Source organism: Frankia sp. R43, from assembly GCF_001306465.1.
GTDB lineage: Bacteria > Actinomycetota > Actinomycetes > Frankiales > Frankiaceae > Parafrankia > Parafrankia irregularis.
Genome location: NZ_LFCW01000015.1, coordinates 22,548 through 46,541, shown reverse-complemented (window position 1 = coordinate 46,541; position 23,994 = coordinate 22,548). Strand labels below are relative to the sequence as shown.

Annotated in this window: 21 protein-coding genes and 1 pseudogene; 18 read left to right on the top strand and 4 right to left on the bottom strand. The window is 69.6% G+C overall.

Annotated elements, in window-relative coordinates:
• Nucleotides 1–114 precede the first annotated feature (114 nt).
• The 8 genes from ACG83_RS39610 to ACG83_RS39575 all read left to right on the top strand — a co-directional run bounded on the left by ACG83_RS39610 (nt 115) and on the right by ACG83_RS39575 (nt 9,059).
• Nucleotides 115–1,461: an ROK family protein gene (locus tag ACG83_RS39610; RefSeq protein WP_083473951.1), complete on the top strand. Its 1,347-nt coding sequence runs from the start codon at nt 115–117 to the stop codon at nt 1,459–1,461.
• 225 nt (nt 1,462–1,686) lie between these two features.
• Nucleotides 1,687–2,616 carry a TauD/TfdA family dioxygenase gene (locus ACG83_RS39605; protein ID WP_054571387.1) on the top strand — a complete coding sequence of 310 codons (930 nt, stop codon included), beginning with the start codon at nt 1,687–1,689 and terminating at the stop codon, nt 2,614–2,616.
• Nucleotides 2,617–2,850: 234 nt separating this feature from the next.
• The gene (locus tag ACG83_RS39600; RefSeq protein WP_054571386.1) at nt 2,851–3,885 is read left to right on the top strand and encodes a PhnD/SsuA/transferrin family substrate-binding protein; all 1,035 of its coding nucleotides are present in this window, start codon (nt 2,851–2,853) and stop codon (nt 3,883–3,885) included.
• Between the two features lie 40 nt (nt 3,886–3,925).
• On the top strand, nt 3,926–4,957 hold the full coding sequence (locus tag ACG83_RS39595) for an ABC transporter permease (RefSeq protein ID WP_083473950.1): 1,032 nt from the start codon (nt 3,926–3,928) through the stop codon (nt 4,955–4,957).
• Entirely contained in the window at nt 4,930–5,733 is an 804-nt protein-coding gene (locus tag ACG83_RS39590) for an ABC transporter ATP-binding protein (protein ID WP_054571385.1), read from the top strand. Before ACG83_RS39595 ends, ACG83_RS39590 begins: the two co-directional genes overlap by 28 nt.
• 90 nt (nt 5,734–5,823) lie before the next feature.
• Complete coding sequence (locus tag ACG83_RS39585; RefSeq protein WP_054571384.1) at nt 5,824–6,489, top strand: DUF4232 domain-containing protein; 666 nt, start codon at nt 5,824–5,826, stop codon at nt 6,487–6,489.
• Nucleotides 6,490–6,711: 222 nt separating this feature from the next.
• Complete coding sequence (locus ACG83_RS39580) at nt 6,712–8,091, top strand: WS/DGAT domain-containing protein (protein ID WP_054571453.1); 1,380 nt, start codon at nt 6,712–6,714, stop codon at nt 8,089–8,091.
• Nucleotides 8,064–9,059 carry a PHB depolymerase family esterase gene (locus ACG83_RS39575; RefSeq protein ID WP_054571383.1) on the top strand — a complete coding sequence of 332 codons (996 nt, stop codon included), beginning with the start codon at nt 8,064–8,066 and terminating at the stop codon, nt 9,057–9,059. Before ACG83_RS39580 ends, ACG83_RS39575 begins: the two co-directional genes overlap by 28 nt.
• Before the next feature lie 69 nt (nt 9,060–9,128).
• On the opposite strand, the gene mptB is transcribed toward ACG83_RS39575, so the two are convergent.
• On the bottom strand, nt 9,129–11,342 hold the full coding sequence (gene mptB, locus ACG83_RS45675; protein ID WP_161934856.1) for a polyprenol phosphomannose-dependent alpha 1,6 mannosyltransferase MptB: 2,214 nt from the start codon (nt 11,340–11,342) through the stop codon (nt 9,129–9,131).
• 148 nt (nt 11,343–11,490) lie between these two features.
• Nucleotides 11,491–12,204: a TetR/AcrR family transcriptional regulator gene (locus tag ACG83_RS39565; protein WP_054571381.1), complete on the bottom strand. Its 714-nt coding sequence runs from the start codon at nt 12,202–12,204 to the stop codon at nt 11,491–11,493.
• A gap of 572 nt (nt 12,205–12,776) precedes the next feature.
• On the opposite strand from ACG83_RS39565, the pseudogene ACG83_RS48290 reads away from it, so the two are divergent.
• Nucleotides 12,777–12,962: pseudogene (locus ACG83_RS48290) on the top strand (MFS transporter); the annotation flags it as partial.
• A 50-nt stretch (nt 12,963–13,012) separates the two neighbouring features.
• On the opposite strand, the gene ACG83_RS43430 reads toward ACG83_RS48290, so the two are convergent.
• On the bottom strand, nt 13,013–13,240 hold the full coding sequence (locus tag ACG83_RS43430; RefSeq protein WP_083473018.1) for an AlpA family transcriptional regulator: 228 nt from the start codon (nt 13,238–13,240) through the stop codon (nt 13,013–13,015).
• Between the two features lie 125 nt (nt 13,241–13,365).
• Between ACG83_RS43430 and ACG83_RS43425 the strand changes: the two genes are divergently transcribed.
• The 3 genes from ACG83_RS43425 to ACG83_RS39540 all read left to right on the top strand — a co-directional run bounded on the left by ACG83_RS43425 (nt 13,366) and on the right by ACG83_RS39540 (nt 14,734).
• A complete protein-coding gene (locus ACG83_RS43425) occupies nt 13,366–13,818 on the top strand; it encodes a hypothetical protein (RefSeq protein WP_235497641.1) in 453 nt (150 codons plus the stop codon).
• A gap of 186 nt (nt 13,819–14,004) precedes the next feature.
• Nucleotides 14,005–14,346 carry a hypothetical protein gene (locus ACG83_RS39545; RefSeq protein WP_054564878.1) on the top strand — a complete coding sequence of 114 codons (342 nt, stop codon included), beginning with the start codon at nt 14,005–14,007 and terminating at the stop codon, nt 14,344–14,346.
• 19 nt (nt 14,347–14,365) lie between these two features.
• On the top strand, nt 14,366–14,734 hold the full coding sequence (locus tag ACG83_RS39540; RefSeq protein ID WP_235497639.1) for a recombinase family protein: 369 nt from the start codon (nt 14,366–14,368) through the stop codon (nt 14,732–14,734).
• A gap of 592 nt (nt 14,735–15,326) precedes the next feature.
• Here ACG83_RS39540 and ACG83_RS39535 read toward each other — a convergent pair.
• On the bottom strand, nt 15,327–16,694 hold the full coding sequence (locus ACG83_RS39535) for a hypothetical protein (RefSeq protein ID WP_054564876.1): 1,368 nt from the start codon (nt 16,692–16,694) through the stop codon (nt 15,327–15,329).
• A gap of 727 nt (nt 16,695–17,421) precedes the next feature.
• Between ACG83_RS39535 and ACG83_RS39525 the strand changes: the two genes are divergently transcribed.
• The 6 genes from ACG83_RS39525 to ACG83_RS39505 all read left to right on the top strand — a co-directional run bounded on the left by ACG83_RS39525 (nt 17,422) and on the right by ACG83_RS39505 (nt 23,540).
• Complete coding sequence (locus tag ACG83_RS39525) at nt 17,422–17,892, top strand: hypothetical protein (protein ID WP_054564874.1); 471 nt, start codon at nt 17,422–17,424, stop codon at nt 17,890–17,892.
• Nucleotides 17,893–18,028: 136 nt separating this feature from the next.
• On the top strand, nt 18,029–18,172 hold the full coding sequence (locus ACG83_RS45030; protein WP_152991257.1) for an albusnodin family lasso peptide: 144 nt from the start codon (nt 18,029–18,031) through the stop codon (nt 18,170–18,172).
• A gap of 69 nt (nt 18,173–18,241) precedes the next feature.
• On the top strand, nt 18,242–20,068 hold the full coding sequence (locus ACG83_RS39520; RefSeq protein WP_369812851.1) for an albusnodin/ikarugamycin family macrolactam cyclase: 1,827 nt from the start codon (nt 18,242–18,244) through the stop codon (nt 20,066–20,068).
• Nucleotides 20,069–20,833 carry a lasso peptide biosynthesis B2 protein gene (locus ACG83_RS48285; protein ID WP_369812850.1) on the top strand — a complete coding sequence of 255 codons (765 nt, stop codon included), beginning with the start codon at nt 20,069–20,071 and terminating at the stop codon, nt 20,831–20,833. It begins immediately after the preceding gene.
• A complete protein-coding gene (locus ACG83_RS39510; protein ID WP_054564873.1) occupies nt 20,826–21,407 on the top strand; it encodes a GNAT family N-acetyltransferase in 582 nt (193 codons plus the stop codon). Before ACG83_RS48285 ends, ACG83_RS39510 begins: the two co-directional genes overlap by 8 nt.
• Before the next feature lie 723 nt (nt 21,408–22,130).
• Nucleotides 22,131–23,540 (top strand): replication initiator, encoded by a 1,410-nt coding sequence (locus tag ACG83_RS39505; protein ID WP_369812849.1) that lies wholly within the window; start codon nt 22,131–22,133, stop codon nt 23,538–23,540.
• Nucleotides 23,541–23,994: the final 454 nt, after the last annotated feature.

Sequence of the window (23,994 nt, the reverse complement as noted above, 5' to 3'; positions counted from 1 at the left end):
CCACGCGCTGACGGCGACGCTTCGCGCCCGCGAACCGCTCGTCACCCGTCACCCGTCACCCGTCTGGGCGGGCGACCGTCTCTGCAGTGGACGACACGCGCGTAGGAGGTTCCCGTGCCCGGTCCGCGCACGAGCTCACCCGCCACGAATCCGCCCGTTGCCAGGCCCGACATCCCGGACGCCGGCCGCGACGGCCAACGGTCACGCGACCGGCCGCGGGGGTCGGGCTCGGCCGCGGCCGTCCTGCGTGCGGTGCTCGACCACGGCCCGGTTGCCCGGAGCTTCATCGGCGCGGCGACCGGGCTCAGCCCCGCGGCGGTGTCCCGGCAGACGGCGGACCTGATCTCGCTGGGTGTGCTGCGGGAGCTGCCCGCCGCGGCCTGCGGGCCACGTGCGGGCCGGCCGAGCGTGCCGATCGACGTCGACACCGACACGCATCTCGCCTGCGGTGTTCACATCGCCGTCCCCATCCTCACCTTCGGCCTGGTGGACCTGCGAGGCCGGACCGTGGCCAGGGAGGAGCTACCGCACAGCGGTGACGCCGCCGAGCTGATCAACCTCATCGCGCGTGGTCTGCCGCGGTTCCTTCAGCGGCATGCCGGCCGCCGCCGGGTGCTGGGTCTCGGTGTGGTGACCGGAGGGCACGTCGATGGCCGGACCGGCACCGTCGTCGAGCATGAGCCGCTGGGCTGGCGCAACCTCCAGCTGGGGCCGCTGCTGGCGGCCCGAACCGGTCTGCCGGTCCGGGTCGACAGCCACGCGCACGCACTGGCCGAGGCCGAGATCCTCTTCGGTGAGCCTCGTGCCCGGTCCAGCCTCGTCCACCTGTTCGTGGGCAACGTGGTGGACGCCGCGATCGCGACCGAGGGCGTGGTCCACCGTGGCCTGCGCTCGGCCGCCGGGGGAGTGGCGCACCTGCCGGTTCCCGGTGCGCGACAGCCCTGCCCATGCGGGGAGCGTGGCTGCGCGCAGGCGTCGCTTTCCGACCGTGCGCTGCTGGCGAGGGCGGTCGAGCGCGGGATCCTGCCGCGGCCGGACCCGATGCTGCTCCAACAGGCGGTCGCGGCGGGCGAACCGGCGGCGGTCGAGCTGGTACGCCGCCGGCTCGGTGACATCGCCAAGGTGGTCGCGACTCTGCTGGACATGCTCGACCCGGAGCTGCTGGTGCTGACCGAGCTGGGAGTGCTTTTCCAGCCCGCGCTGCTGCCGGACCTGTTCGAGGAGATCGCCGCGCATTCCCGTTCGTGCCGGGATCCGGAGCCGGTCGTGCGGCCCAGCAGCTTCGGGGCGGACGTGCTCGCGGTCGCGGCGACGGCGGCCGTGCTCAACTCCGTGCACCGAAGCCCGCGGACGCTGGACGCATTCTCGCGTAATCCAGTTCTCGCGGCCGGGGCGGCCGGGGCGGCCGGGGTGTCTGGTGGGGCTGTACCCGGTCGTTTCCCGGAAGCGGCGCTGAAATAATTCCATTCGATCAGAAAACATTGACCAGGGTTGTCTGGTCATCTGATGATGAATAGGCGGGATGGTTCGCCCCGGAAGGGGTTGTCAGGCCCGCTCCAGGGTGCCGGCCGATAATTTCTGGGTTTCTTTCCGGGGATCTGGCCGGGTGATGTGACGCGCCTTTTCTGTGTGCGTTCCACTGGAATTCCGTGTTAGCTTCCGCTCGCCGAGAGGGTGAATGTGCAGATGGCTGGAGCCGTCCAGAGCATCGGTATCGATGTCAGGCCGTTGTCGGGGTACACCGGAGCGGAGATCCACGGGGTCGATCTGCGGGAGGATCTCGATGACGCGACCATCGCCGAGATCCGTTCCGCCCTGCTGACCTGGAAGGTGGTCTTCTTCCGCGACCAGCACCTGGACCACGCGCAGCAGGTGGCCTTCGGCCGGCGGTTCGGCCGGCTCACCGCGGCGCACCCGCACGAGACCGAGCCGCCCGCGGATCACCCGGAGATCCTTCCGATCGACAGTCGGCGGTACGCGAAGCTCTTCGGCGACCGGCGGAAGGCCACCTACGACAACGGGTGGCACACCGACGTCACCGCGCTGGTCAACCCGCCGGCCGGCTCGATCCTGCGTGCCGACATCGTGCCGCCCTACGGCGGAGACACGGCGTGGACGAACCTGGTCGCGGCCTACCAGTCGCTTCCGGAGCCGCTGCGGGTGCTGGCCGACAGCCTGCGGGCCCGGCACAGCTTCAGCCTGCCGATCTTCGAGGGTGGCGAGTACGGACGGCGGATCCAGTCGAACCCCCTGGTGGCGATACACCCGGTGGTGCGAGTGCATCCGGAGACCGGTGAGCGCGCGCTTTTCGTGAGCCCGAGCTTCACCGCCCGCGACAACGACATCATCGGTCTTTCGCCCCGCCAGAGCCACCGTGTTCTCGAGTTGTTCTACGAGCAGATCTCGCGGCCGGAGTTCACCGTGCGATTCAAGTGGAACCCCGGCGATGTCGCGTTCTGGGACAATCGGGCCACGGCCCATCTCGGTCCGTCCGACCTCAGCCACCTCGAGTTCGACCGTGTTCTCTACCGGGTGACCATCGAAGGTGATGTTCCGGTCGGCGTCGACGGGCAGGAGTCCGAACTGGTCGCCGGGCAGCCGTTCCTCGGCAGCTGAACCGCCGCAGGCCGTACCCGCAACGGGTGCGGCCTGCGCCGTTGGCGCCTGACCCGTGCGCCACTGCCACCCTCCGCCCCTCCGCCCCTTTTCCTCTGTTTCCTCGGCGCCTTTCTCGGCTGCTTTCCTTCGGCGCCTCTTCCTCCCGTCCTCCCGCCCTTCATCTCACTGCATCGTCTGCCTGGCTGTCGGTATCGAACAGATGCCGACGGCTCCTTTCACCTGGAGACATTCATGCGCCATCGACGGATCCGCTGGCGGTGGCCGGTGCTGGCCCAGGCCGGCCTGGTCGCCGTTCTCGCCTTCGGCTTCGCCGCCTGCGGTGGGGACGACAGCGGTTCCACCGGTTCCAGCGGGTCCGCCGGCGGAACCGCCGGAACGCTGCGTATCGGTGACCAGAGCAAGTCGCTGGAGCTGCCGATCACCCTGTCCGGCCAGGGGCAGGGGACGTCCTACAAGCTGAACTGGAACAACTTCGCGGACGGGCCGCACATGAACGCCGCCTTCAGCGCGGACCGACTCGATGTCGGTTTCATGGGCGACACCCCGGTGCTGTTCGCGAACGCCTCGGATGCCGGCGTGGTCGCCGTGGCCGTCTCGGAGTCGTCCGTAAACTCCCAGACCATCTTCGTGCCGAAGGACTCGGACATCCGAGACCTCGCCGGCCTGAAGGGGAAGCGGATCGCGTTCACCCAGGGCACGTCGCTGCACGGCTATCTGCTCAACCAGCTCGCCTCGGTCGGACTGGACCAGGACGACGTCAAGGTCGTGAACGTTCCGGCCGCGAGCATTGGTGCCACGTTCGCCTCCGGCGAGGCGGACGCGGTGGTCTACGTCCGCCAGTTCGGCGCCGCACTCGGTCCAGACGCACGTGAGCTGAAGACCAGCCCGCTTCCGCAGTACTCAGTGCTGCTCGCGGCCAAGGACGCACTCGCCGACCCGGCCCGCCGCGCCGCGGTGACGGACTTCGTGCTCCGCCTCTCCCGCGCCTCGACCTGGCCCAAGGAGCATCCGGACGAGTGGGTGCAGAAGTACTACGTCGAGACGCTCAAGCAGGACCCGAAGGCTTCGCGCACCTTCTTCGACAGCCTGCCCAGAACCAGGTACACCCCTGTCTCCGACTCCTTCATCGAGAGCCAGCGGGTGCAGGCGAAGCTGCTTTCCGCAGTCGGTGAGCTGCCGACCTCGCTGAGCGTCGACAACGAGATCGACAAGGATTTCAACCTGGAGCTGCGGGACGCGTTCACCGCCGCGAGCCTGCCGCTGTGAACGGCGATCGCCCGGGTACCCGGGCGCCGGCGAACACCGGATGGAGGATTCCGTGACCGAAGTGATCAGCGAGGCCGTCCCGCGCGTGGTCGACCGGTCTGCCGGATCCGCGGACCGTGACCGGGCTGGCGACGGTGCCCGCGACATCGGCGGCATCGGGGTTACGGCCCCGGGGGCGACGATCGCGGACGTGGCGGCCACGGGCGCGGGCGGGGCCACCGCCGCGGACGGGGCCACGGTCGCGGCGGTGCGGCTGGTCTCCGCGTTGGAGGATCCGACCGGAAAGCGCCACCGTGCGCGGCGCGCGCGGAGGATTCCGCCCTGGACCCGCCGGCTCGCCGGCCCGGCGCTGCTGCTCGTCGCCTGGTCGCTCGCGACCGGTCTGAACCTGGTCGGTGACCGTGAGCTGGCCCCACCAGGCGCCGTGGTCGGCGCGGCGCGCGAGCTGTGGAGCTCGGGCGAGCTCGCGGACAACCTCGCCACCTCCCTGTTCCGGGTGGCCTGGGGTCTGCTGATCGGAGTGGGTCTCGGGCTCGCGCTCGCCGTGGTCGCCGGATTCTTCCGGTTCGGCGAGGATGTCGTCGACTCCGCGATGAACTTCCTGCGCGCGATTCCGGTCATCGCGCTGCTGCCCCTGATCATCGTCTGGATCGGGATCGGCGAAGAGGCGAAAATCTTCCTGATCACAGTTGGTGTGACCTTCCCGATCTATATGAACACCTTCGCTGCGATCCGTGGTGTGGACATCAAGCTTGTCGAGGCGGGAAGTGCCTTCGGGCTCAGCCGCACCGGCCTGATCCGGCGGGTGATCATCCCGGGTGCCCTCCCGGGTTTCCTGGTCGGCCTTCGCTGGTCGATGGGTGTCGCCTGGCTGCTCGTGGTGTTCGCGGAACAGGTCAACACCGACTCTGGAATCGGCTATCTGCTCAACCGCGCCCAGGGCTGGAACCGGACCGACATCATGGTTCTCTGCCTGGTCATCTACGGAATTCTCGGCCTGCTCTGCGACGGCATCGTCCGTGTCCTGGAAAGGAGCCTGTTGTCATGGCGACGCGGATTCACGGGGACCTGACCGCGGCCGAGGACACCGACCCCGGCACCGGCACCCACACCGACCTGGGGGTCGCGGACGGCGCCGGCGCGGCGGTGCGGGTACGCGGGCTGACCCGGGCGTTCGGTTCCCGTGCGGTCCTCGACAGCCTCGACCTCACCATCGCACCCGGCGAGTTCGTCGCCCTGCTGGGGCGCAGCGGGTCGGGCAAGAGCACGCTGTTGCGGGTTCTCGGCGGCTTCGACGACGAGGTCACCGGCGAGGTGCTGGTCGCGCGCCGGCGGGCGGTGGTCTTCCAGGAGCCCCGGCTGCTGCCGTGGACCCGAGTGCTCGCCAACGTCATCCTGGGCCTGAAGGGGCCCGGCGCGGCCGAGCGCGGGCGGGCCGCGCTCGAGGAGGTGGGCCTGGGCGGCCGAGAACGCTCGTGGCCGGTGACGCTGTCCGGCGGTGAGGCGCAGCGGGTGGCGCTCGCCCGTGCGCTGGTCCGTGAACCGGATCTGGTCATGCTGGACGAGCCGTTCGGCGCCCTGGACGCCCTCACCCGGATCCGGATGCACGCTCTGCTGCACGAGCTGTGCACCCGGCATCAGCCCGCCGTGCTGTTCGTGACGCACGACGTCGACGAGGCGGTCCTGCTGGCCGACCGGATCCTGGTCCTTTCCGAGGGCCGGCTGTCGTTCGAGGCCTCGGTCGAGCTGGCTGCGCCGCGGCTGCGGACGGATCCGGCCTTCGCCGCGCTGCGCTCCCGGCTGCTGGCCGAGCTGGGCGTCCGCGAGCTGGCCGACGCCACGCACTGAACATCAGGCTCCGACCGCCAGGCGCTGACCGTCACGCCCGGATGGTCACGCGCGGACTCGGCGGTCCACGAGCAGGGTAGGCAGGTCTGCATGCGCACCACACCAGGCAGGCCTGCCCGTCTCCGCCTCGTCGCCATGATGTCGCTGGCTGTGTCGATTGCCGCGTCCGTCGCCGGTTGCGGGGACGCGGGTGACTCGACCGACAGCGCGAGCGCCTCCGTACCGACCTCCCCGGGTGCCTCCGCCGCGGTGTCGGTGCCGGCACTGACCCCGCCGCCGACGTCGAGCGTGGCCGGTACGGCACCCTCGACCGCCGCTTCGGGTGATGTGGCGGCGTGTGCCGCGGCAGGTCTCACCGCCGCCGTGGACGATCTTCAGGGAGCGGCGGGCCACATCTACGGCCGGATCGTGCTCACGAACACGGGTTCGGCCCCGTGCGTCGTCGCCGGGTTCCCAGGCGTCTCCGTGGTGGACGAGGCGGGACGCCAGATCGGCGCGGCGGCTGACCGGAACGGGCCGTCAGGTGCCCCCGTCACCCTGGCCCCGGGCGGGCGCGCCGGCGCGACCCTGGCCATCACCCAGCCCGGCCTGCTCCCCGGCTGCGAGAGCGCCGACGAGACGACCCGGGGAACCCGGCTGCGCGTCTACCCGCCCGAAAACCGGGCCAGCCTGCTGGCGGAGGTTCCCGGAGGCGTCCAGACCTGTCGTGATCCGGCGGTCCATCAGCTCGCCGTGAGTACTTTCGAGCCGGTCTGAGGTATCCACTGGCGCGACAAACATCCCCATCTCCTCGAGGCCTGATTCGGGGAGGGGCGGGCGGTGCTCCGAGATCCGCTGGTGGGCAGGCGGGAGCTTTTCGCCCGAGCGGGGCCGGAAGGGTTTGTCGGCTCGCCCGGCACGGTGGGGCGGGTTACCTTTCCGGATGGTCTCCTGTCACCCGGATCGCGAGTTCGCCCGCGGAGAGCGAGCGTGAAGCCGATGGACCGCATTCGCCTTCTCAATGCTTTCGACACCGCACTGCTCGAATACCAGCTGCTGCACGCGGATGTGCCGATAAACGTCAACTGCCTGCTGCTGGGGAAGGGCCCGGCGCCTGATATCGAGGTGGTGCGGGGCTGGGTGGCCGAGCGGCTGCGCCGGTTCCCGCTGCTCACCGAGCGGCTGGTCTGCCTGCCCGGTCGCCGGGCCCGCTACGGCTGGCGGGCCGACCCGGATGTCGATCTGAACCACCTTGTCCGGGAACACCCGGTGCTCCCGCCCGCCTCCGCGGCCTCCCCGGCGTCCCCGGCCTCAGTAGGCGGCGTGTGGGGCCTGGGCGCCGGGCCGGGGTTCAGCGGAACCGCGCTGCATGACTTCGTGGCGCGACGCAGTGACGAGGTCGTGTCGATGGCTGGTCCGCCCTGGCAGCTCTGGCTGCTGCGGTCCGCCGACGACACCGAGTTCGCCCTGCTCTACCGGGCGAGCCACATCCAACAGGACGGCACCGCGAAGAACCTCGTTCTGTCGGCGCTGTTCGGGGTCGGCTCCGATCCGATGGCGTTCGTGCCGCCGCAGCGTCGGGAGGCGGGGCGGACCCGGTCGAGGGAGGTCGGCGCCGCGGTCGCCCGCTCGTTGCAGTGGCTGGCGCCGACGGCTGGGCCGGCCTCGTTCGCCGCGCCCTGGCTCGGGCGGACGATCCACGGCTGGGAGACGACCTCCCTGTCGCTCCTCCGTTCGATCGGGACCCCCGTCGGCGGGACGGTCAACGACGTGTTCCTCGCGGCACTGGCCGGTGCGCTGCGGCGCTGGCCGGGTACCGGCAGGGCCACCGTCGGCCTGCCGGTGGCGATGGCGGTCAGCACCCGCCAGCCTGGGGAGCGCGCGATGCTGGCGAACTTCGTGGCGGGCGCGCGGATCGTCCTGCCGTGTGCCGAGGAGCTGCCTCTTGATCGGCTGCTGGCCGTCCGAGACAGGACGGATCGCCTCAAACAAGGCGGAACGCTCGGGGTGGGCGAGCGGCTGCTCTTCGAGTTCCTGCCGGCCCGGATCCGGCCCCGCCTCTTCGACGCCGGGCTGAGTGGACGCTCCTCCCTGCTGTCGGTCTCGAACCAGGCCGGCGCGCCCGGCCCGCTCGCCCTCGCCGGCCAGTCGATCACGACGGCGGTCCCCATTCCGACGCTGTTCCCGGGGCAGCGGCTCGCCTGCCACCTCAGCGGCCTCGGTGACGCCGTCAGCGTGGGCACCGCGGCGGACGCCGGCCTTCCTGGGGCCGGCGACCTCGCCCGCCTGTGGGTGGAGGAGGTCGGGCTGCTCGACGACGCCGTCCGGGCCCTGCTCGCAGGCAGCGGGCAGTGGACAGCGAACGGGCCGGCACGGTGACTGCCGCGCGCTGGTCGCGGGCCGCGACCACGCCGGTCGCGGCTGCGCTGATCACGCCGGTGCTGATCGCGGCCTTGCTGGCCGCGATGGCGCTGGTCGCCGGCTGCCTTCCGCCGCCGTCGGCCCGGGCCGACGGTCCCACCCGGGGCGCACCCGGAGATCATGTCGTCCGGCTGTGGCATGCGGGCATCGAACGGTGGGCCGTGGTGCACGTTCCGCCCACGGCTGGCGGCGGTCCACGGCCGGCGCTGTTCCATTTTCCCGGCATGTTCGAGACCCCGCGGACAGCGGACGACTCCGCTCGGCTGACGTCCTTCGCGGACAAGGCGGGGTACCTGCTGGTGATCCCCGCGCACGAGGGGGTCGGCTGGCAGGGCGTGCCGGGCGGCGAGAACACGGCGACCGCGGATGATCCCGGCTTCATCCGTGCGCTGACCGATCTTGTGGTCGACGGCTACGGCGCCGATCCGTCCCGGTTGTACGCCTCGGGGATGAGTAACGGCGGGCTGTTTGCCCAGGCCCTGGCCTGCCAGCGGCCCACTCGGTTCGCGGCGTTCGCCGTCGTGGCCGGGTCGGCGCCCCGGGTGGGCTGCCCGGCCGGGTCCACCGGCCAGCCGCCCCGGACCCCGATGCTGGTCATCCACGGCCGGGACGACAAGATCATAAAGTATTCCCAGGCCGAGGCCGGAGCCCGGTACTGGGCGCTGGTGGACGGCTGCGCTGACACCACCGTCGACACCCCGCTCGCCGACCGGCGTCCCGGCGACGGCACGACGGTGGTCCGGCATGACTTCACGGGCTGTTCGCCGGCCGCTCCGGTGGTTCTCTTCGAGGTGGTGGGCGGCGGTCACGTCTGGCCTGGCGGAGTCCCGATGTTCTCGGCGGCGGTCCTCGGGCGCGATACCGGTGACCTGGACGCGAACGACGAGATCTGGCGCTTTGTGGCGCGTTTCAGGCTGCCTGCCTGATCAATCGGGCAGACCACGGGCAGATCACACATACGCTGCGAACGAGGGCGAATCCATCCGCCACGTCGATCAGGCTGGTGGGATCTGCCCGTTGCCTGCCGGCCGCCCGCGGTCTGTTCGCCTGATCGCCGAAAGGAACCGTTCTCGATGATGGCAGTCGTGGGAATCACCGGCCACCGTGCCCTTTCGCCCGCCGTCGAGAAGTACACGGTCGCGCGGACCCGTCGGCTGCTCAGTCGCTATCCGTCCGGGGACCTCGTCGGGGTGAGCTGCCTGGCCGAGGGGACCGACAGCATGTTCGCCGATCTGGTGCTCAGCCTCGGCGGTCAGCTCGTCGTGGTCGTGCCCGCCGGAAACTACCGCGACTTCCTGCCCCCGGAGCACCGACCCGTGTACGACCGGCTGTGCGTCGCGGCCAGCCGGGTCGGGAAGCCGCTGGCGCCGGAGGTGGACCTGGAGGCGTTGATGAGCGCCAGCAGGGCGCTGGTCGACGAGGTGGACGAGCTCATCGCGGTCTGGGACGGTGAGCCCGCGCGAGGCTACGCGGGCACGGGTGACGTCGTCGCCTACGCGCGGAGCAGAAACAAGACGGTCCATGTCGTCTGGCCCGCCGGGGTGACCCGGGACTGACCGCCCCGGGGCAGCCAGCCAGCGCGCGGTGCCCGCGGCCCGCTGCCTGAACGCGATGACGAGCGCCGCTGCCGTGACATAGCCCGTGACCGCCACGACGGGTCCGTTGGAGCGCACCCATCTCAGCATCTCGGGGTGGTCGGCCAGTAGCAGTGAGCATTGCTGGAGCGCGAGGAACGAGCCGGCGAGGGTCGTGCCCAGCACGACCAGACGGTTCCGCCCGGTCGGCGCGATGGCCAGCAGAATGAGGCCCCACACCAGATACCAGGGATGAAGCACCGGTCCGAGCAGGGCGAGGGTGAGCATCGCCCAGCCCGCGGTGTCGGCCACGGGCCGGGACGAGATGGTGACGAACAGCCTGACGATGATCACGGCGCAGGCGGCGAGAGCGAGAGCCTGGGAGAGGCTCAGCAGGTGGTCCGGTGTCCGTGGGGCACCGGCGGCATCCAGGATCCGGCCGAGGATGTGGGCGAGGATGCTGGTGGGCGAGTACCCGGTGGGCACGGTCGTAGGTGTCGCGGCCGATCGAAGCCAGCCGAGACCGTCGGGCACGAGAGCCGCGAAGCCCGCCGTCGCGAGCAGGACCACGGCGACGTCGCACAGCGCGGTGCGAAGCCGCCGCGCCAGCGGCGGTGCCTCCGTCGCCTCGCCGGCTGTGGGTGTCGCCGGTGGCGCCAGTGCGTCGGCTGCCGCAGGTGTGTCGGTTGCCGCGGGTGTTGCGAGTGCCGTGGGTGCGGCGGGTGGGTGGCGGCGCAGGCGCGGCTCGGGGGCGAGCTGCCAGGCGACCACCGCCGCGGCTGCCAGCGCCGCCGGCCATTTCACGGCCGCGGCCGCGGCCAGCAGCACCAGGCCCAGGGTGCGCCGGCCGCGCCGGATGGCCACCAGGCCGATCACCACCAGGGCCATCATGATCGCTTCAAGGTGGATGGCGCCGAGAAGCTGGAACAGCACGATGGGGTTCCCGACCGCCAGCACCAGGCTCTCCGCTCGCCGCTGGGGTGCCGCGAGCGCGAGCACACCCGCGGCGACCAGCGCGACGCCGGCCAGGGTGAGCAGGCGCAGCACCACCACCGCACCGATCAGACTTCCTCCGGTGAGGGTGTGCACCGCCCGGAACACGGCCAGTGCCAACGGCCCGTACGGCGCCAGCGACGATCGCCACAGCGGGTCGACCGCCGTGATCTGAGGACTGCCGAGCGGCAGCGCGACCGGTGCCGTGCTGTAGGGATCGAGGCTGGTGGCGAGCATCATTCCGTGCGCCGCATAGCTGTAGACGTCCAGGCTGAGGATGGGTGGGCCGAAGGTGACCGGCACCATCCAGAGGGCGAGGAGCATCAGGCCGGCCCGCGGGGACAGGCGGTGCGACTCGGCGAGGACGTACGCCCGTACCCAGGCCGCGAGCGTGAGCGCGATCCCGCTGATGAGCAGAGCCGGCAGTACCGACATCGAGTCGGTGCTCACCGGGTTGAGCAGCCCGCCCCAGGTCGTCGGCGGTTCGGCCAGCGGCTGCCGGGCCAGGCGCCCGCCGGTGGCCACGACCAGGCAGGAACCGACCAGGCCGAGGAACGCCACGCCGGCCAGCCGGGGGCGCACGAGTCGCTCGGGTCGCCCGCGGGCGCCGCCGCGCGCCTGCGCCCGGCGCGCGGCGCGCATCGATGACACGGAGCGTGCCGGTAACAACGCCCAGGCAGGCACAAGGACCAGATTAGGCCGATCAAGATGACGCCCCGGCTAAGTCGCCGCGAACACAACCGCTCGCGGGGCTGCCGGTCAGGGAGACCGCCGGATTCAGGTACCGGGTTCAGGCGTCGGGCTGGTAGGTCCGTTCGATTCCGTCGAGCAGCCAGGTCAGCGCCTGCTCGAACCGCTTCGCCGCGAAGGGGGAGCTCTCGGCCAGCACCCGGGCGAGGTGGGGGAACTCGCCGGAGGCGAGGAGCGCGCGCAGCGTGGGGTCGGCGTTGATCCGGCGACGCAGACCACAGTGTGGCCGCGGAACGTCGGCCCCGATGGCCCGGGCCGCCAGCTCCTGCGTGGCGCACCCGATGACCAGGTCGTCCACCGCGTGGATGATGGTGCGCTGGGCGGTGGGATCGTCGGTGATCTCGGCCGCGATCGTCAGTACCTGCTCCATGTGGCGGAGCCGGTTGGGCCCGAGGGCGGGGCGCAGCCCGAGCGCGACCGCCCAGGGATGGCGCAGCAGGGATTCGCGGGTCTGCCGCGCGACGCGGGTGAAGCCGGTGCGCCAGTCGGGGCCGGTGTCCTCGACGAGGCACTCGGCGAACTGTGCGTCACGCATCAGCACCAGCAGCGTGTCCTTGTCCTGGACGTGGGTGTAGAGCGACATCGTGCCGACGCCGAGGGCAGCGGCCACATTCCGCATGGACACCGCGTCGAGCCCGTCGGAGTCGGCTATCTCCAGCGCCACGGCGACGATCCGCTCCGGGGAGAGGGTGCCGCGTTGCGAGGCCTGCCGTGGGCAGGCGGGCCTGGTCGAACCGACCTCTGCGGTGCTCATCCCCATCCCGCCTCGACGCTGTCCGGAATTCATTTGTGGACGTACAGCGTACGACGTAGGCTCGACCGGTGCACCGTACGGTGTACGGGCACAAGCGGCGGGCGGGAGGCGCAATGACGCAGGACCACGAGGCGGCGACTCGGAGCACCGTGATCGGTGACGAGCCCGAAGGCGGGGATTCGTCCTCGGGCGGCGAGCCTGCGGAGCTCGTGGCGGACGCGGAGCTCGTGGCGGACGCGGAGCCCGTGGCGGACGCGGCCGAGGGTGTTGGCGTGGCCAAGGGTACGGCGGCGTCCGAGGGTGTCGGTGCGGCCGAGGTCGCGGGAGCGGCTGGCGGTGCCAGCGCGGGTGAGGGCGCCGTCGCTGGCGAGGACACCGGAGCCGTGGAGGCTGCCATCGCGGTTGCAGTTGCTGCGGAAGGCGACCTCGAAGCGGCGCAGGGCGATGCCGGTGTGGCCGTGGGCGATGCCGGTGCGGTGGAGGATGCCGGCGGTGCGGTGGAGGATGCCGGCGCTGGCGACGATGCCGGCGCTGGCGACGATGCCGGCGCTGGCGACGATGCCGGCGCGGGCGTGGTGGCGGCGGAGCGCACCGGTGGCAGCGGTCGCCGGGCGCCGGCCTGGGCTGTGCTCGCTGTGTGCTGCCTGGCCCAGTTCATGGTCGTGCTGGACGTCTCGATCGTGAACGTGGCACTGCCGTCGATGCAGACGGACCTGGGGCTGAGTGCGTCCGGTATGCAGTGGGTGGTCAACGCCTACGCAAGTAGTACGTCGTAGCAACGTCTGACCTGTGTCTTTGGGTCTGCCGGCTAGCCGGCGGGGTCCGGCGGCTGGAGGTCTGTTCGCGCTCCTCGTCCTGGGCGGCTGGCCATCCACGCTTCGAAAGTCGACGTCTTCCATCTCGGCCGGTCGGGCACGGAAAGATCGTCCGGCTCAGGTAGTAGCCCTTTGTTGCGGTAGTTACGTAGCGTTCCCGGCTTGATGCCAGCGCGCTCGGCCATCTCGCGATAGCCGATCAACGGATCTTCCTCCGCCACGTATCTCCTTGTTCGCCTGAACTTTGGGACGCTTCGTCTTATAGTTGATGGTGTTGGCGGTTCCGGTGGGTGTTGGCGCACCCCCCGGAACCTTGATCCTCACCTGCGGTGACAGGAGATGACCCGTGACCAGTATTCCGCCTTCGGGTGACCGTGGTAGCCGGGACCCGTACCGGGGCCGACCGTTCGTCACGGTCAATCCTCGGCCACGTGGCGTGTTCGACGTGACGGTGCGGTCGGGTGCGATGCTGCGGGACCTCGTCGACGTGACGGCGACGCTGCCATCGGTGGTGTACCTCGACCATCGCTCGGTGGCTCCGGGTGGTACCGACGTGAGGATGCGGTTCCGGACCCTGGGTGACGGCACAACGGCGGCAGCCGGCGGGTGGGTGCCAACCCTGGATGTCCCGGGCAACGGGGGGTGGACCCCCTATCAGGAAGGGCTGCAGACGCTCATGGTCGCCGTGCCGGAAGGTCCGACCGGAGAGCGGTTGTGGGGTGAGCTTCTGACGCTCGACCCACGGAGCGTGGTGGCGCTGGCGGACATGGTCCGCAACCGTCGGCGCGCGCGCATGTAGCCCTCGACCGTCGGCCCTGCGGCCGGTATCCCGTACCCGGGGTGCCGGCCGCTCGGCGTTGATCGACTGCGTTCACAACGTATAGCGAAGTTGCGACAATTGATCTACAGAACAAAGCGGCCCGGTCGGTGCGGGAACACCGGCTCCGGGCCTCGTCCGAAACCTGCACGAACAGGAGTCGAACGTATGTCCATGGTGCCACAGAACGTAGTGCCGGTGCGTCCCTCGGGGGTGCCTGCGGTCGGTGTGGTCGGCGCGGAGGACCCCCGCGCGGCGCTGATCCTTCCCGACGGCGTTGTGCTGCGGATCGATGATCACGGCGACGGTCCGGGAACGGCCGGTTTCCTGGTGGAGCTGGCGAACGCATGTCTGGCGGCGGCGGACATGTTCCTTCCGGTCGGGGAGGATGCCGGTCGGGAGGTGGCTGAGGTCCGGGAGAGGCTGCGGTGGGTCGGAGCGGCGGTGCTCGTGGCTCGGCTGCGGGTCGCTTCGGTGCGGGCTCGGCTCCGGCGGAACGGGGGCCGGTGAGATGGCGGCGGTGCGGGCGGTGAGCTTCGTCCGGGATGACGTCTCGGCGTTGGACCGGATGATTCAAAGGTCGGTGTTCCTGTGGTCCTGCCGTACGCGGGGCTGGGAGGCGGGCCCGACAGAGCATCAGCAGCGTGAGGGGCTGTGGGCCTGGTCGCGGGTCCTGCGGCAGATCAACGGCGGGGGCTGCCAGGTGGTGATCGTCGACACGGTGGATCGGCTGGCGTCAAGCGACGTTGGCCGTAACGCGGTCCTGGCCCTGCTGCGCCGTGAGGGCGTACGCCTGGTGGCGGAACGCGATGGCGTCGATACGGGCGATGCGGTCGGGCGTGCCCTGGTCGACGATCTGATCAGTCCTCCGGGGCCGCGACCGTTCGTCGGGTTGTAGCGGGCTGAGGCGGTCCGGTGGCCTGTGGGCTTGCCGGACCGCTCTTTGTTCTTCACAGTCCTCGGGCTGAGCTGATCTCCTCCGTCGGCGGGCAGGCTGGGCCTTACTCCGGGTTCTCCGGCCGTGCATGAGCGCCCACGCTCCGTACACTGCTGGGTGCTGTGCGCTCTTGCGCGGTCGGGGGTTCCGGAGTAACCCCCTGGGGTGTCCGTCGGCGGAGGCGATCAGCGGACGTTCGCGGCCCCTCCCCCTCCTCCAGAGCGTGGGCCGGGGTTTGGGGCAGAGCCCCAACAACATGGGGCGTAGCCCCGGAAATGAGTCGCCCGAAGGGCGTCCCTCTCTATCGCCAACCGGATGCGCGGCCTAGCTGGTGTACAGCGGGTGGTCTGACGCTCCGACGGGCCGACGCATCCGACACACCCGGCAGGCCGACGCACCGGTGGGGAGCCGACCGAAGGGAGGCGGGGCCCCACCGCGTGCGGCGAGCCTGCCGGGCGGGGCGAGTGCGGCGCGCGCGGCGTGTGCGGCAGGTCACACGCGCGCGCCGTCGGCGCGCCTTGAACCCGTACAGACGATTAGCGACGATCTTGAACTACTCGGGAATCCGGGTTGTCGGGGTCACCTGGCAGTAGTTCTCGACCTCGGCTGCAATGTCGAGTGCCTGCGGCGATCGTCCGTACCGCTGGTCGGTCAGCGCACCTTGAATGCGCTGCATGAGGGTGCGGATCCCGTGGTTGCGGCGCTGGGCTGGGATGGCTAGGACGGGCCGGAGGGCGTCTTGGGCGCCGTCGACGTCACCCCGGCGGGTGCGAGCCAGAGCGAGGTTGATGTGGGCCCCAGCTCGGCTGCCGTAGCTGGCGCTACCTGCGGCGGCGAACGCTTCCACGGCGTCCATGGCCGCCTGCTCGGCGCGTGGGTCCTCGGGGAGTCGGGTAAGGGCATCGGATGCGATGAACAGTTGGACGGCTACCGGGGTGGAGAGTTCACCCCCGATCTCGTCCAGGTCGTCGGGACGGGTCCGCTCGCGGAGGTCTACGGCTCGCGTGATGGCGGCGTGGGCCCGTGCGCTGTCGCCGAGTGCCGCATGGGCACGGGCTGCCTGTACGGCGGTCTCTATCGCTGCCGTGCCGTGAACGAGGTGGAGGTCTGCTTCGGCTGCTTCGATGTAGCGCAGTGCCTCGTGTGGTGCCCCTGTCCAGTAGGCGGCGCGGGCCTGTTCGGTGCGTACCCAGATGCGCAGGCCGGGATGATCTGCCCGGTCGGCGCACAGGTAGGCGACGCGGGCGTAGATGTCGGCGGTTGTGTGCTGGCTGAGGTCGACTCCTGCGCGGGCGAGGAGGCCGGAGGTGATTGCTGCGAGAAAGTAGAGGTCCCGGGCCTGGTCTGGCGGAGTTGGGCCGTCCAGGAGTCTGAAGGCGACGCGCTGTGCGTCGAGTAGCGGGCCCACAAGGTTCGTCGCCTCGGTCGGGAACGCGATGGCGAGGCTGCGTACCTGTTGGTGGAGGAAGTCGAGAACTTCCGGTCGAGCCGCGGCCCGTTCGGCGTTGACCAGGAAGTTAAACGCCTCTTCTGATTCGGTCATGATCCGCCTCTCCGGCCCGTCGGTATCGGGCGGGCGTGAAGCGGTGTACCCGCCGATGTCTCCAGAGTAAGGCGGCGGAGAGGACGCGGCCCGGTCACTGGGAGAGTCGGCCTGCTGCGGAGTCGTCTGGGCCTGCTCGGCGGGGAGCCGGTGGCGGAATCCCAGGTCGGCGTCTCCAGTGCCGAAGATGTGCCGGTAGCTGGCGCGGTAGTCGGCGCCGGGGTAGGTCTGTCCGCGTTCGTGCTTGCCGATGACTTCGGCAGTCGCCAGTGGCGGGGTGAAGCTTCGTTCACGGGCGCTGTCGACGTCGATATTGCGGATGCGTTCGGCGAGCGTGGGGAGGGTGAGCCCGTACTGAAGCCGATGCCGGCGGAGCACAGAGGGGTTCCATCCGGGGTGCTCTGTCGCGCGATGTGGCGTCACGGGTGCCTCCCAGAACAAGGGGTTGCACGAAGCGTAGCGGCCCATGTTCGGTGGCGGACCGGACGGCCGGGAAGTCACCGTGGATTCGGCTGGTCGACTGATCATTTGACCTGCGATTCGACTGGTCACGTCAACCGGACAACGGCTCTGATCGCCGGACGGGCCGTCGGTGACAGCCGGTTACTTGACGTGGCATCTGTCCTTGGGCGCGTGCGGAATCCGCGTTGAACTTCTCGTAGCGGCCCTGGCCGGGCTTGGGGCCGTCCCCCCGGCCGGTGCCGTTGGGGGCCTGGGGTGCCGTGGCTGGAGTGCGCAGCATTCCGGGTCCGGACAGGTACCGGGAGTTCGCGGTCTGACGGATGCGGTCGGTGGAGGTGGGAGCGATGAAGGACGAGGACAGGTACGACGTCGACGACGACTGGGAGTGGGATGACGAGAACGGGTATTCCTACGGGGCTCGCGCGAATGGTGAATCTCCGGGACGTGATGACCCCGTCGGGAGCCTTCGCGCTGGTAGTGCCGGGCGCTCAGGTGGTCGCCCCATTCGCGGATCTGCGGTCGATGGCGAACTATGCCCACCGGCACGGGATCACGATTCCGGGATACCGTGCGCTTCCGTTCCTGGACTTGAGGATGATCGCGAGCCTTTGAGGGATCGGGCTCTTCGTCCGGGGCCCGAGCAATGGTGAGTGGGGCGGTCACGGCCACCGGGTGGGAATTTCACACGGGCCAGCTCCCGGAGTTCGTTCCCTGGCACCGCGACGGTTTGATCATCGGCATGCTTCCAGAGCCGTTGCGGGCGGACAGCGAGGCACAGGAGATGCTGCTGTCCGACCAGTTGGCGGTGGACGAGGAAATCATGGTGGGGGCAAGTATTGGGATTGCCCAGCTTGCTCCGGTGGGGCTCGTGCTGATGCACCGCAGGTTCACGTCGCTGATGGAATCCCGGGTGGCGTGGGCGGTCGGTATCCGGCTGCGGCGACAGAGGATCATGGCAGGTGAGCTGCCCCGGATCGTGATGGCGGGATCGAGACCGAACCCGGATGTGACACCGGACGGAGTGACGTTCAGTTTGCATCGGGTGCGCCTGCGCGACCACGAAGTGGTGTTGCCGATCGACGTGTGGGAGATCCATTTCCCTGCTCTGATTTGAAGGTCGACGCTGCGTCATAGTCAAGAATGACGCTCCGGTGAGCCTTCACCCAGATCCCCCGATGCGGAATCGGCCGCTGTCGGGTACCCAGGCGCGGTGTTGGCCGCGCAAACACCAGGAAAGGTAGGGCGGAAAAATGGTGACGGTTGACTTCCAGCCGCACGACGGCCCGACGGAAAAGGCTCCGGTGCTGCTGGTGAGCCTCGGTGAGGCGTCGATGGTGACGCTCGGCCAGGGCAAGGGCAGCGCGGAGGACAAGCGGAAGGCGTACAACAGCTAGTCCGCGTCCTGCTGGTGCCTGGTTCTGCATGGGGCCAGGCACCAGTACGTTCAGGAAGGGGCGAAAGGGATGGGAGACATGCGCTGGTTCGGGGGCTTCAGTAGCGCCGCAAAGCCACCGCGGACCCCTGTTAACAGCGCGGAGGTGTGGCCGACCATTTCCGGATGCTGGACGGTCGGACGATGGGACGGGAACGAGGTCCGCGCGACGTACAGCGACCATCGAATGGTTGCGGTGATCGGTCCCTGCGCCATCACTCGGAATTCTTTGGCGCGACTCGGAACGCACGGGGTTCCGGACGACGTGGCCTGGCGGTGGGCGGGTAGTTACACCACTGTGGAAGTCACCGACAGCCTTACCCGCATCTGGACCGACCTCGGTGGAGCATGGCCCATCTACACAGCCTCGCTGGACGGCGGGGTGTACTGGTCTTCCAGCTCACGCGCTTTGGCTGCGCTGACCGGTGCCGGGCCGGATCTGGATCGGTTGGCCATGTGGCTTTTGGCTCCGTCGGTACCTGTCCTGTTTGCGGGGCGATCCGCATTCAAGGGCGTAGGGCTTGTACCCGCCGGGCATCGCCTGACCCTGATCCGGTCGGGGGCGGTGCGGTCGGAACGGATGTGGTCGCCTCGGCCATGCGTAGATTCACCCGGCAGGCGACTGCGGGCGGAACTGGCAGCGGCGGTGGCGGTGCGGGCAGTCAACGCGACAGCGCTGACAGCGGATATGTCAGGCGGGTTCGATTCGACATCTCTTGCTTTACTGGCCCATGCGTCGTCCGGCACTGCGCGGCCGGTGACCGGGGTGACGGTGCATCCAGTCGGCCATGCCACGGGCGGAGACGTGGACTATGCGCGGCTCGCGGCCAGGCATTCCGGAATCGTTCACCGCCTCATGCCGCTGGGCGCGGAGCACGCGCCGTATTCGGCGCTGGATGTTGTCCCGGTAACAGACGAACCGGCGCCGTCCACGATCGCGCATGCCCGCTTTTCCGGTCAGCTCACCTGGATGCGGAGCACCTTCGGCACTGATTGTCATTTGACTGGCGATGGTGGGGATAGCCTGCTGTGTTCTCCACCAATAATTCTGGCAGATTTGTTCGCGATCGGGCATAGCCGGCGGGCAGTGGTCGAAACGATCCGATGGGCGCGGTTGCGTAGGCTTCCCGTGTGGCCGCTGCTGCGGTCGGCTCACCGTGTCTCGCGAGGACGTCGCGCGGCAGCGCTGGCGGCGCTGGCCACGGAGTTGGGTGGAGGTTCCTCACGAAGTACCGCCGATGGCGATATCGGCTGGTGCGGGATCGAGCCTCTTCCCTCATGGGCGACGTTGCAGGCACGGGAACGGGCACGGGCTGTCGCCGCGGCGGTGGCTGAATGCGCGGATGATCCCACCCCCGGTTCGTTTGCCACGGTCATGACCGGTGAAGGAATGGCGGAGGTGGGGCGCTCCGCGCGCGCCGATATTCAGCTTGCCGAAGCGGCCGGGGTATCACTGCACAACCCATTCACGGATTCTCGCGTGGTGGATGCCTATCTGTCGCTTTCCTTGGGTGACCGTCCCGGCCCCGCCGACTACAAGCCCGTGTTGCGGGCTGCGATGGCGGACCTGTTCCCTGCCAGGCTGGCAGAGCGCACTACCAAGGGCGATTTCAATCCTGACCACTACCAGGGGATGCGCACGAACCTGGCTTCGCTCCATGCCCTGGCTGACGGCCGGTTGGCCGCCCTAGGTCTCGTCGAGCCCGGCGAGTTCCGACAGACGTTGACGATGACGGCTGCGGGGCTCCCTGTCCCGTTCGCCACCGTGGAGCCGGCTTTGGCTGCGGAGGTATGGCTACGGGCCCTGAGTGACACATCCGATGTGGCGTGGATTCCAATGAACCACGGAGAGCGATAGATGATGTCATGTGAGTACATCATTGTCCCCGAACACGTTCGTGCGCTCGATGTTGGCCCTGCCACCGTGATCGTCAACTACCGCAACGGCCGTGCTGATGTACTGACCGGGCCGGCCGCGCGCTGGTGGGAGGCGGCAACGACCAGCGGGTACGGCGACCCGTCGGGGCTGCTGGACACCCAGTCCGCGCGGGCCCTGCGTGAACAGCTCCTTACGGCAGAACTGATCATGCAGACCCCCCGACATCGAGCGGGCCAACCGACGGCGGTCGGGCCGTCGTGGGTGCCAAGTTGGGGAACACAGGAGATGCAGGCCGGGCGCACGACGGTCGGATCCGCATCCTGCGGGATGACCCTACGTGCGGGTGTGGCCCTACTCGTCGTGCTCGGCGCCCTCGCGGCCGGACAAGGTCGCAGCCGGATGGCGCGGCTACTTCGTCTGCTGACGTGGGCCACGCGACGCGCCAGGGTCGATGCCTCAGCTGATCACCTCATGGAGGCGGTCAACGCCGTCCGGCGGGCAGGAACGGTCATGCCGGGTCGTGTTGCCTGCCTCGAAGAATCATCAGCGGCGTTCCTCCTGCTGGCCATGGGCCGGAAGCGGGTGACGTGGTGCCACGGTGCAGCAGCCGACCCTGTTCGGCTCCATGCCTGGGTGGAGACTGACGACGGACAGCGGGTTGCCGAACCGTCGTCAACCGCACGGTTCGGCGTCCTGCGCGCCGTACCCGAACGCGACGACGGAAGCGAGAACAGGCGTGCATGAACCGATCGTGTGGATCCGCGGCGAACGCGCTGGGCTCGGCCCGTTCTCCAGTAACCTCGTCGATCTTTACTGGCAGTGGGAGCAGGATCCTGGCGTCCTGGTCGGCTACGGTCGGCAGACACCGGACTCGCTGGAAAACCGGCGAGAGGGGTTCCAGCATCAGGCGCGCGGCACGGACGATCAGCTGAGGTTCACCGTCTACGACGTGACCACGGATCCGCCGACCCCCGCTGGCACCACTGCCGTTCTCATCGACCATCACGTGCGAACCGGGGAGTTCGTGATCCAGCTCGGCCCGGCCAGCCGTGGCAACGGTATCGGTACCGAAGCGACGAGGCTCACACTCGACTACGCCTTTCACGTGACGAACCTGCGATGCGTCCACCTATCGGTACTCTCTCCGAACCTGGCTGCGATCCGGGCCTACGAGAAGGCTGGTTTCCGCAGGATCGGGGAGCGTCGAAACTCCGGATATTGGCTGGGTAAGCTTGCCAACGAAACGCTAATGGACGCGATACCCGCCGACTTCCCGGGGCCGTCTGCGGTACGGCAGGCCGTCGAGCCGGACCGGTAGAGCAACGATTCTCGCGGAACTATCCCTACCCGTCCCACCCCCGCCAGGCGACCCCGCGGCCTTCCCGATCCTTCCCTCGGGTGGAGGTGCCCCGGGGTCGTCGCCATGCCCCCTGGCATCCAATGCGCCGGGGTGGTATCGTAAATGACGGCATTCGGGGGTTCTGAACCCTGCGCCGCGATGATCTTTCTCTTGTACGGCAGTACGCCACATTGTCGGGCTGTCCACCTTGCGCCGCCTGGGAGCGGCACGGACCGGGCTCGGGCTGCTGCACCGTGGGTCACCGTCGGTGGCCTGCGTCCAGTCGTGTTGATGTTCCGTCTGGGGTGCGCATGTGCCGTGTTCTGCTGCTGTCCTGGGTTGCTGCTGCCTGTGGGGTGAGCGGGTAGCCGGGGGCGGCTGAGCCTGCGCGGGCTTGTCCGCGCGTTCGCCTGTTTCCCCGTGCCGGTGCCGGTCTGGTGCCGGTCGGAATGCCTTTTCGTGTGCCATTCGTGTGCCGACTATTAGCACGTTTGTGTGTGTGGCATGGTGCCGGCGTTTCGGTGTGGGATGGGTGTACGGCGGAAAGCCCGCCGGGTTCGGTTTCCGTTCTGGTTTCCCCTGTTCTCGTTCCTGCTTTCTTTCCGTGTGTCTCCGGCTGGCCTGACCTGTGAGGTTTCCGGGTCTGGGCTGGTGGGGGCTGTGCGGGCGAAAGGGCGCGGTGTGTTTTCCGTGGATGTGGGCGTGAGCCTGCCCGAAAACCGGCCGGTCGCGGGTGGCTGTTCCCGTCCGATTCGCCTGTCGGGACATGTCGACCATGTCGATACCGCTACCGGTGAGATCCGCCGGTCGTTCACCAGCTCGGATCAACCCGGCGGGGTGCTGCATGTGCGGTGCGGCAACCGGCGGGAGTCCGCGTGCCCGGCTTGTTCGGCGGTGTACAAGCGGGACGCCCGGCGGCTGGTCCTGGCCGGGCTCGCGGGTGGCAAGGGCGTGCCGGACACGGTCACTGGGCATCCGGCGTGGTTCGTGACGTTGACGGCGCCGTCCTTCGGGCCGGTGCATTCCCGCCGTCAGAAGGGCGGTAAGGCCGGGCCGGTGCGGGCGTGTCACCCCCGGCGGGGCCTGTGCCCGCACGGGCGTCCGGCGGGCTGTCATGAGCGGCATCATGAGGCGGATTCCCGGCTCGGGTCGCCGTTGTGCGGCGACTGCTACGGCTACGGCCGGTCGGTGGTGTGGAACGCGCTGGTTCCGAAGCTGTGGAAGGTCACGCGGGACGCGACGGAATCCGCGGTGGCGGCGGCGGCCGGTCTGACCGTGGCGGGGCTACGCCGCTCGGCCCGGATGAGCTTCGTGAAGGTCGCGGAAATGCAGGCGCGGGGTGTGGTGCACCTGCATGTGGTCGTCCGGGTCGACGGTCCCGGCGGGCCCGGCTCTGCTCCTCCGGGGTGGGCGGCCGGTGAGCTGGTCGCGGATGCTCTGCGGGGCGTCGTCGGGTCGGTTGCGGTACCGGCTCCCGATCCGGACGCCGGGACGTTCGACGGGCGTGCCGATGGGTGGGCGGTGCGCTGGGGGGCGCAGGTCGACATCCGTCGGATCACGCTGGACGGGGCGGCGGCCGGCGGTGCGGTGGCGAACTATCTGGCGAAGTACATCACCAAGTCGGCGGCTGCCGGCGGCGCTCTGGATCGTCCGGTACGGTCGCTCGCCGCGCTGGCACGGCTGACGCTGCCCCCGCACCTGCGGCGGCTGGTGGAGACCTGCTGGCGGCTGGGTCGTGACGCGGTGTTCGCGGCTGCGTTGGACGCGGCGTTGGGTCGGGAATCCGGCGATGTGCCCCGGCTGGTCCGCTGGTCGCACAGCTTCGGGTTCGGCGGCCACTGGCTGACCAAGTCCCGGCGGTACTCGACGACGTTCACCGCGTTGCGGACGGTGCGGCGGGTGTGGTCGCGCACGATCGGCGCGGCGATGGCGGGCCGGATCCCGGTGGACGCTTTCGGCCGGTTGGAGGGTGATGAGAACACGATCGTTCTCGGGGCGTGGACGTATGCCGGTCGGGGGCTGCATCTCGGCGGGTACGGGGCTGACCCTCCCGAGTTGCCATCGTCACGGGCGGCTGCTGGCCCGGTGGGCACGTGGCGGGCCGAACGATGAGTTCCGGAGGTTCTGTTCAGCCGTCGCTGTTCGATGACCTCGACGATGCGTGTTCGGGGCCGGTGGTCCCGGGTGGGCTGGTGGCTGGCCAGGAGACGAGCACCGAAGGTGCCGATTGTTCTTCGTCGTTGCTCACGACCGGTGGGGGTGCGAGTGAGACGACGGACACGGTGGTGGCGGGGGTGGGTGGGTGGGCTGTACGTCGACGGGCGTCGTCGCAGGGCGGTCGGCGGGATATCGGGGCTGAGCGGGTGACGTCGTGTGAGTCGGGGACGGATGGTGGTCGTGGGCCTGGTGCTGCTGGGCGGCGGCGTGGTCGGTCCTCGGGCCGGTCGGTCTCCAGGCCCTCGGCCGGTACTCCAGATACCGACCGTGACGCTGAGGCTGAGGCGGATGCGCGGTGGATCGCGGCTCAACTCGCGCGGGCTCCGGAACCATCGGCGCTGATGGCGGC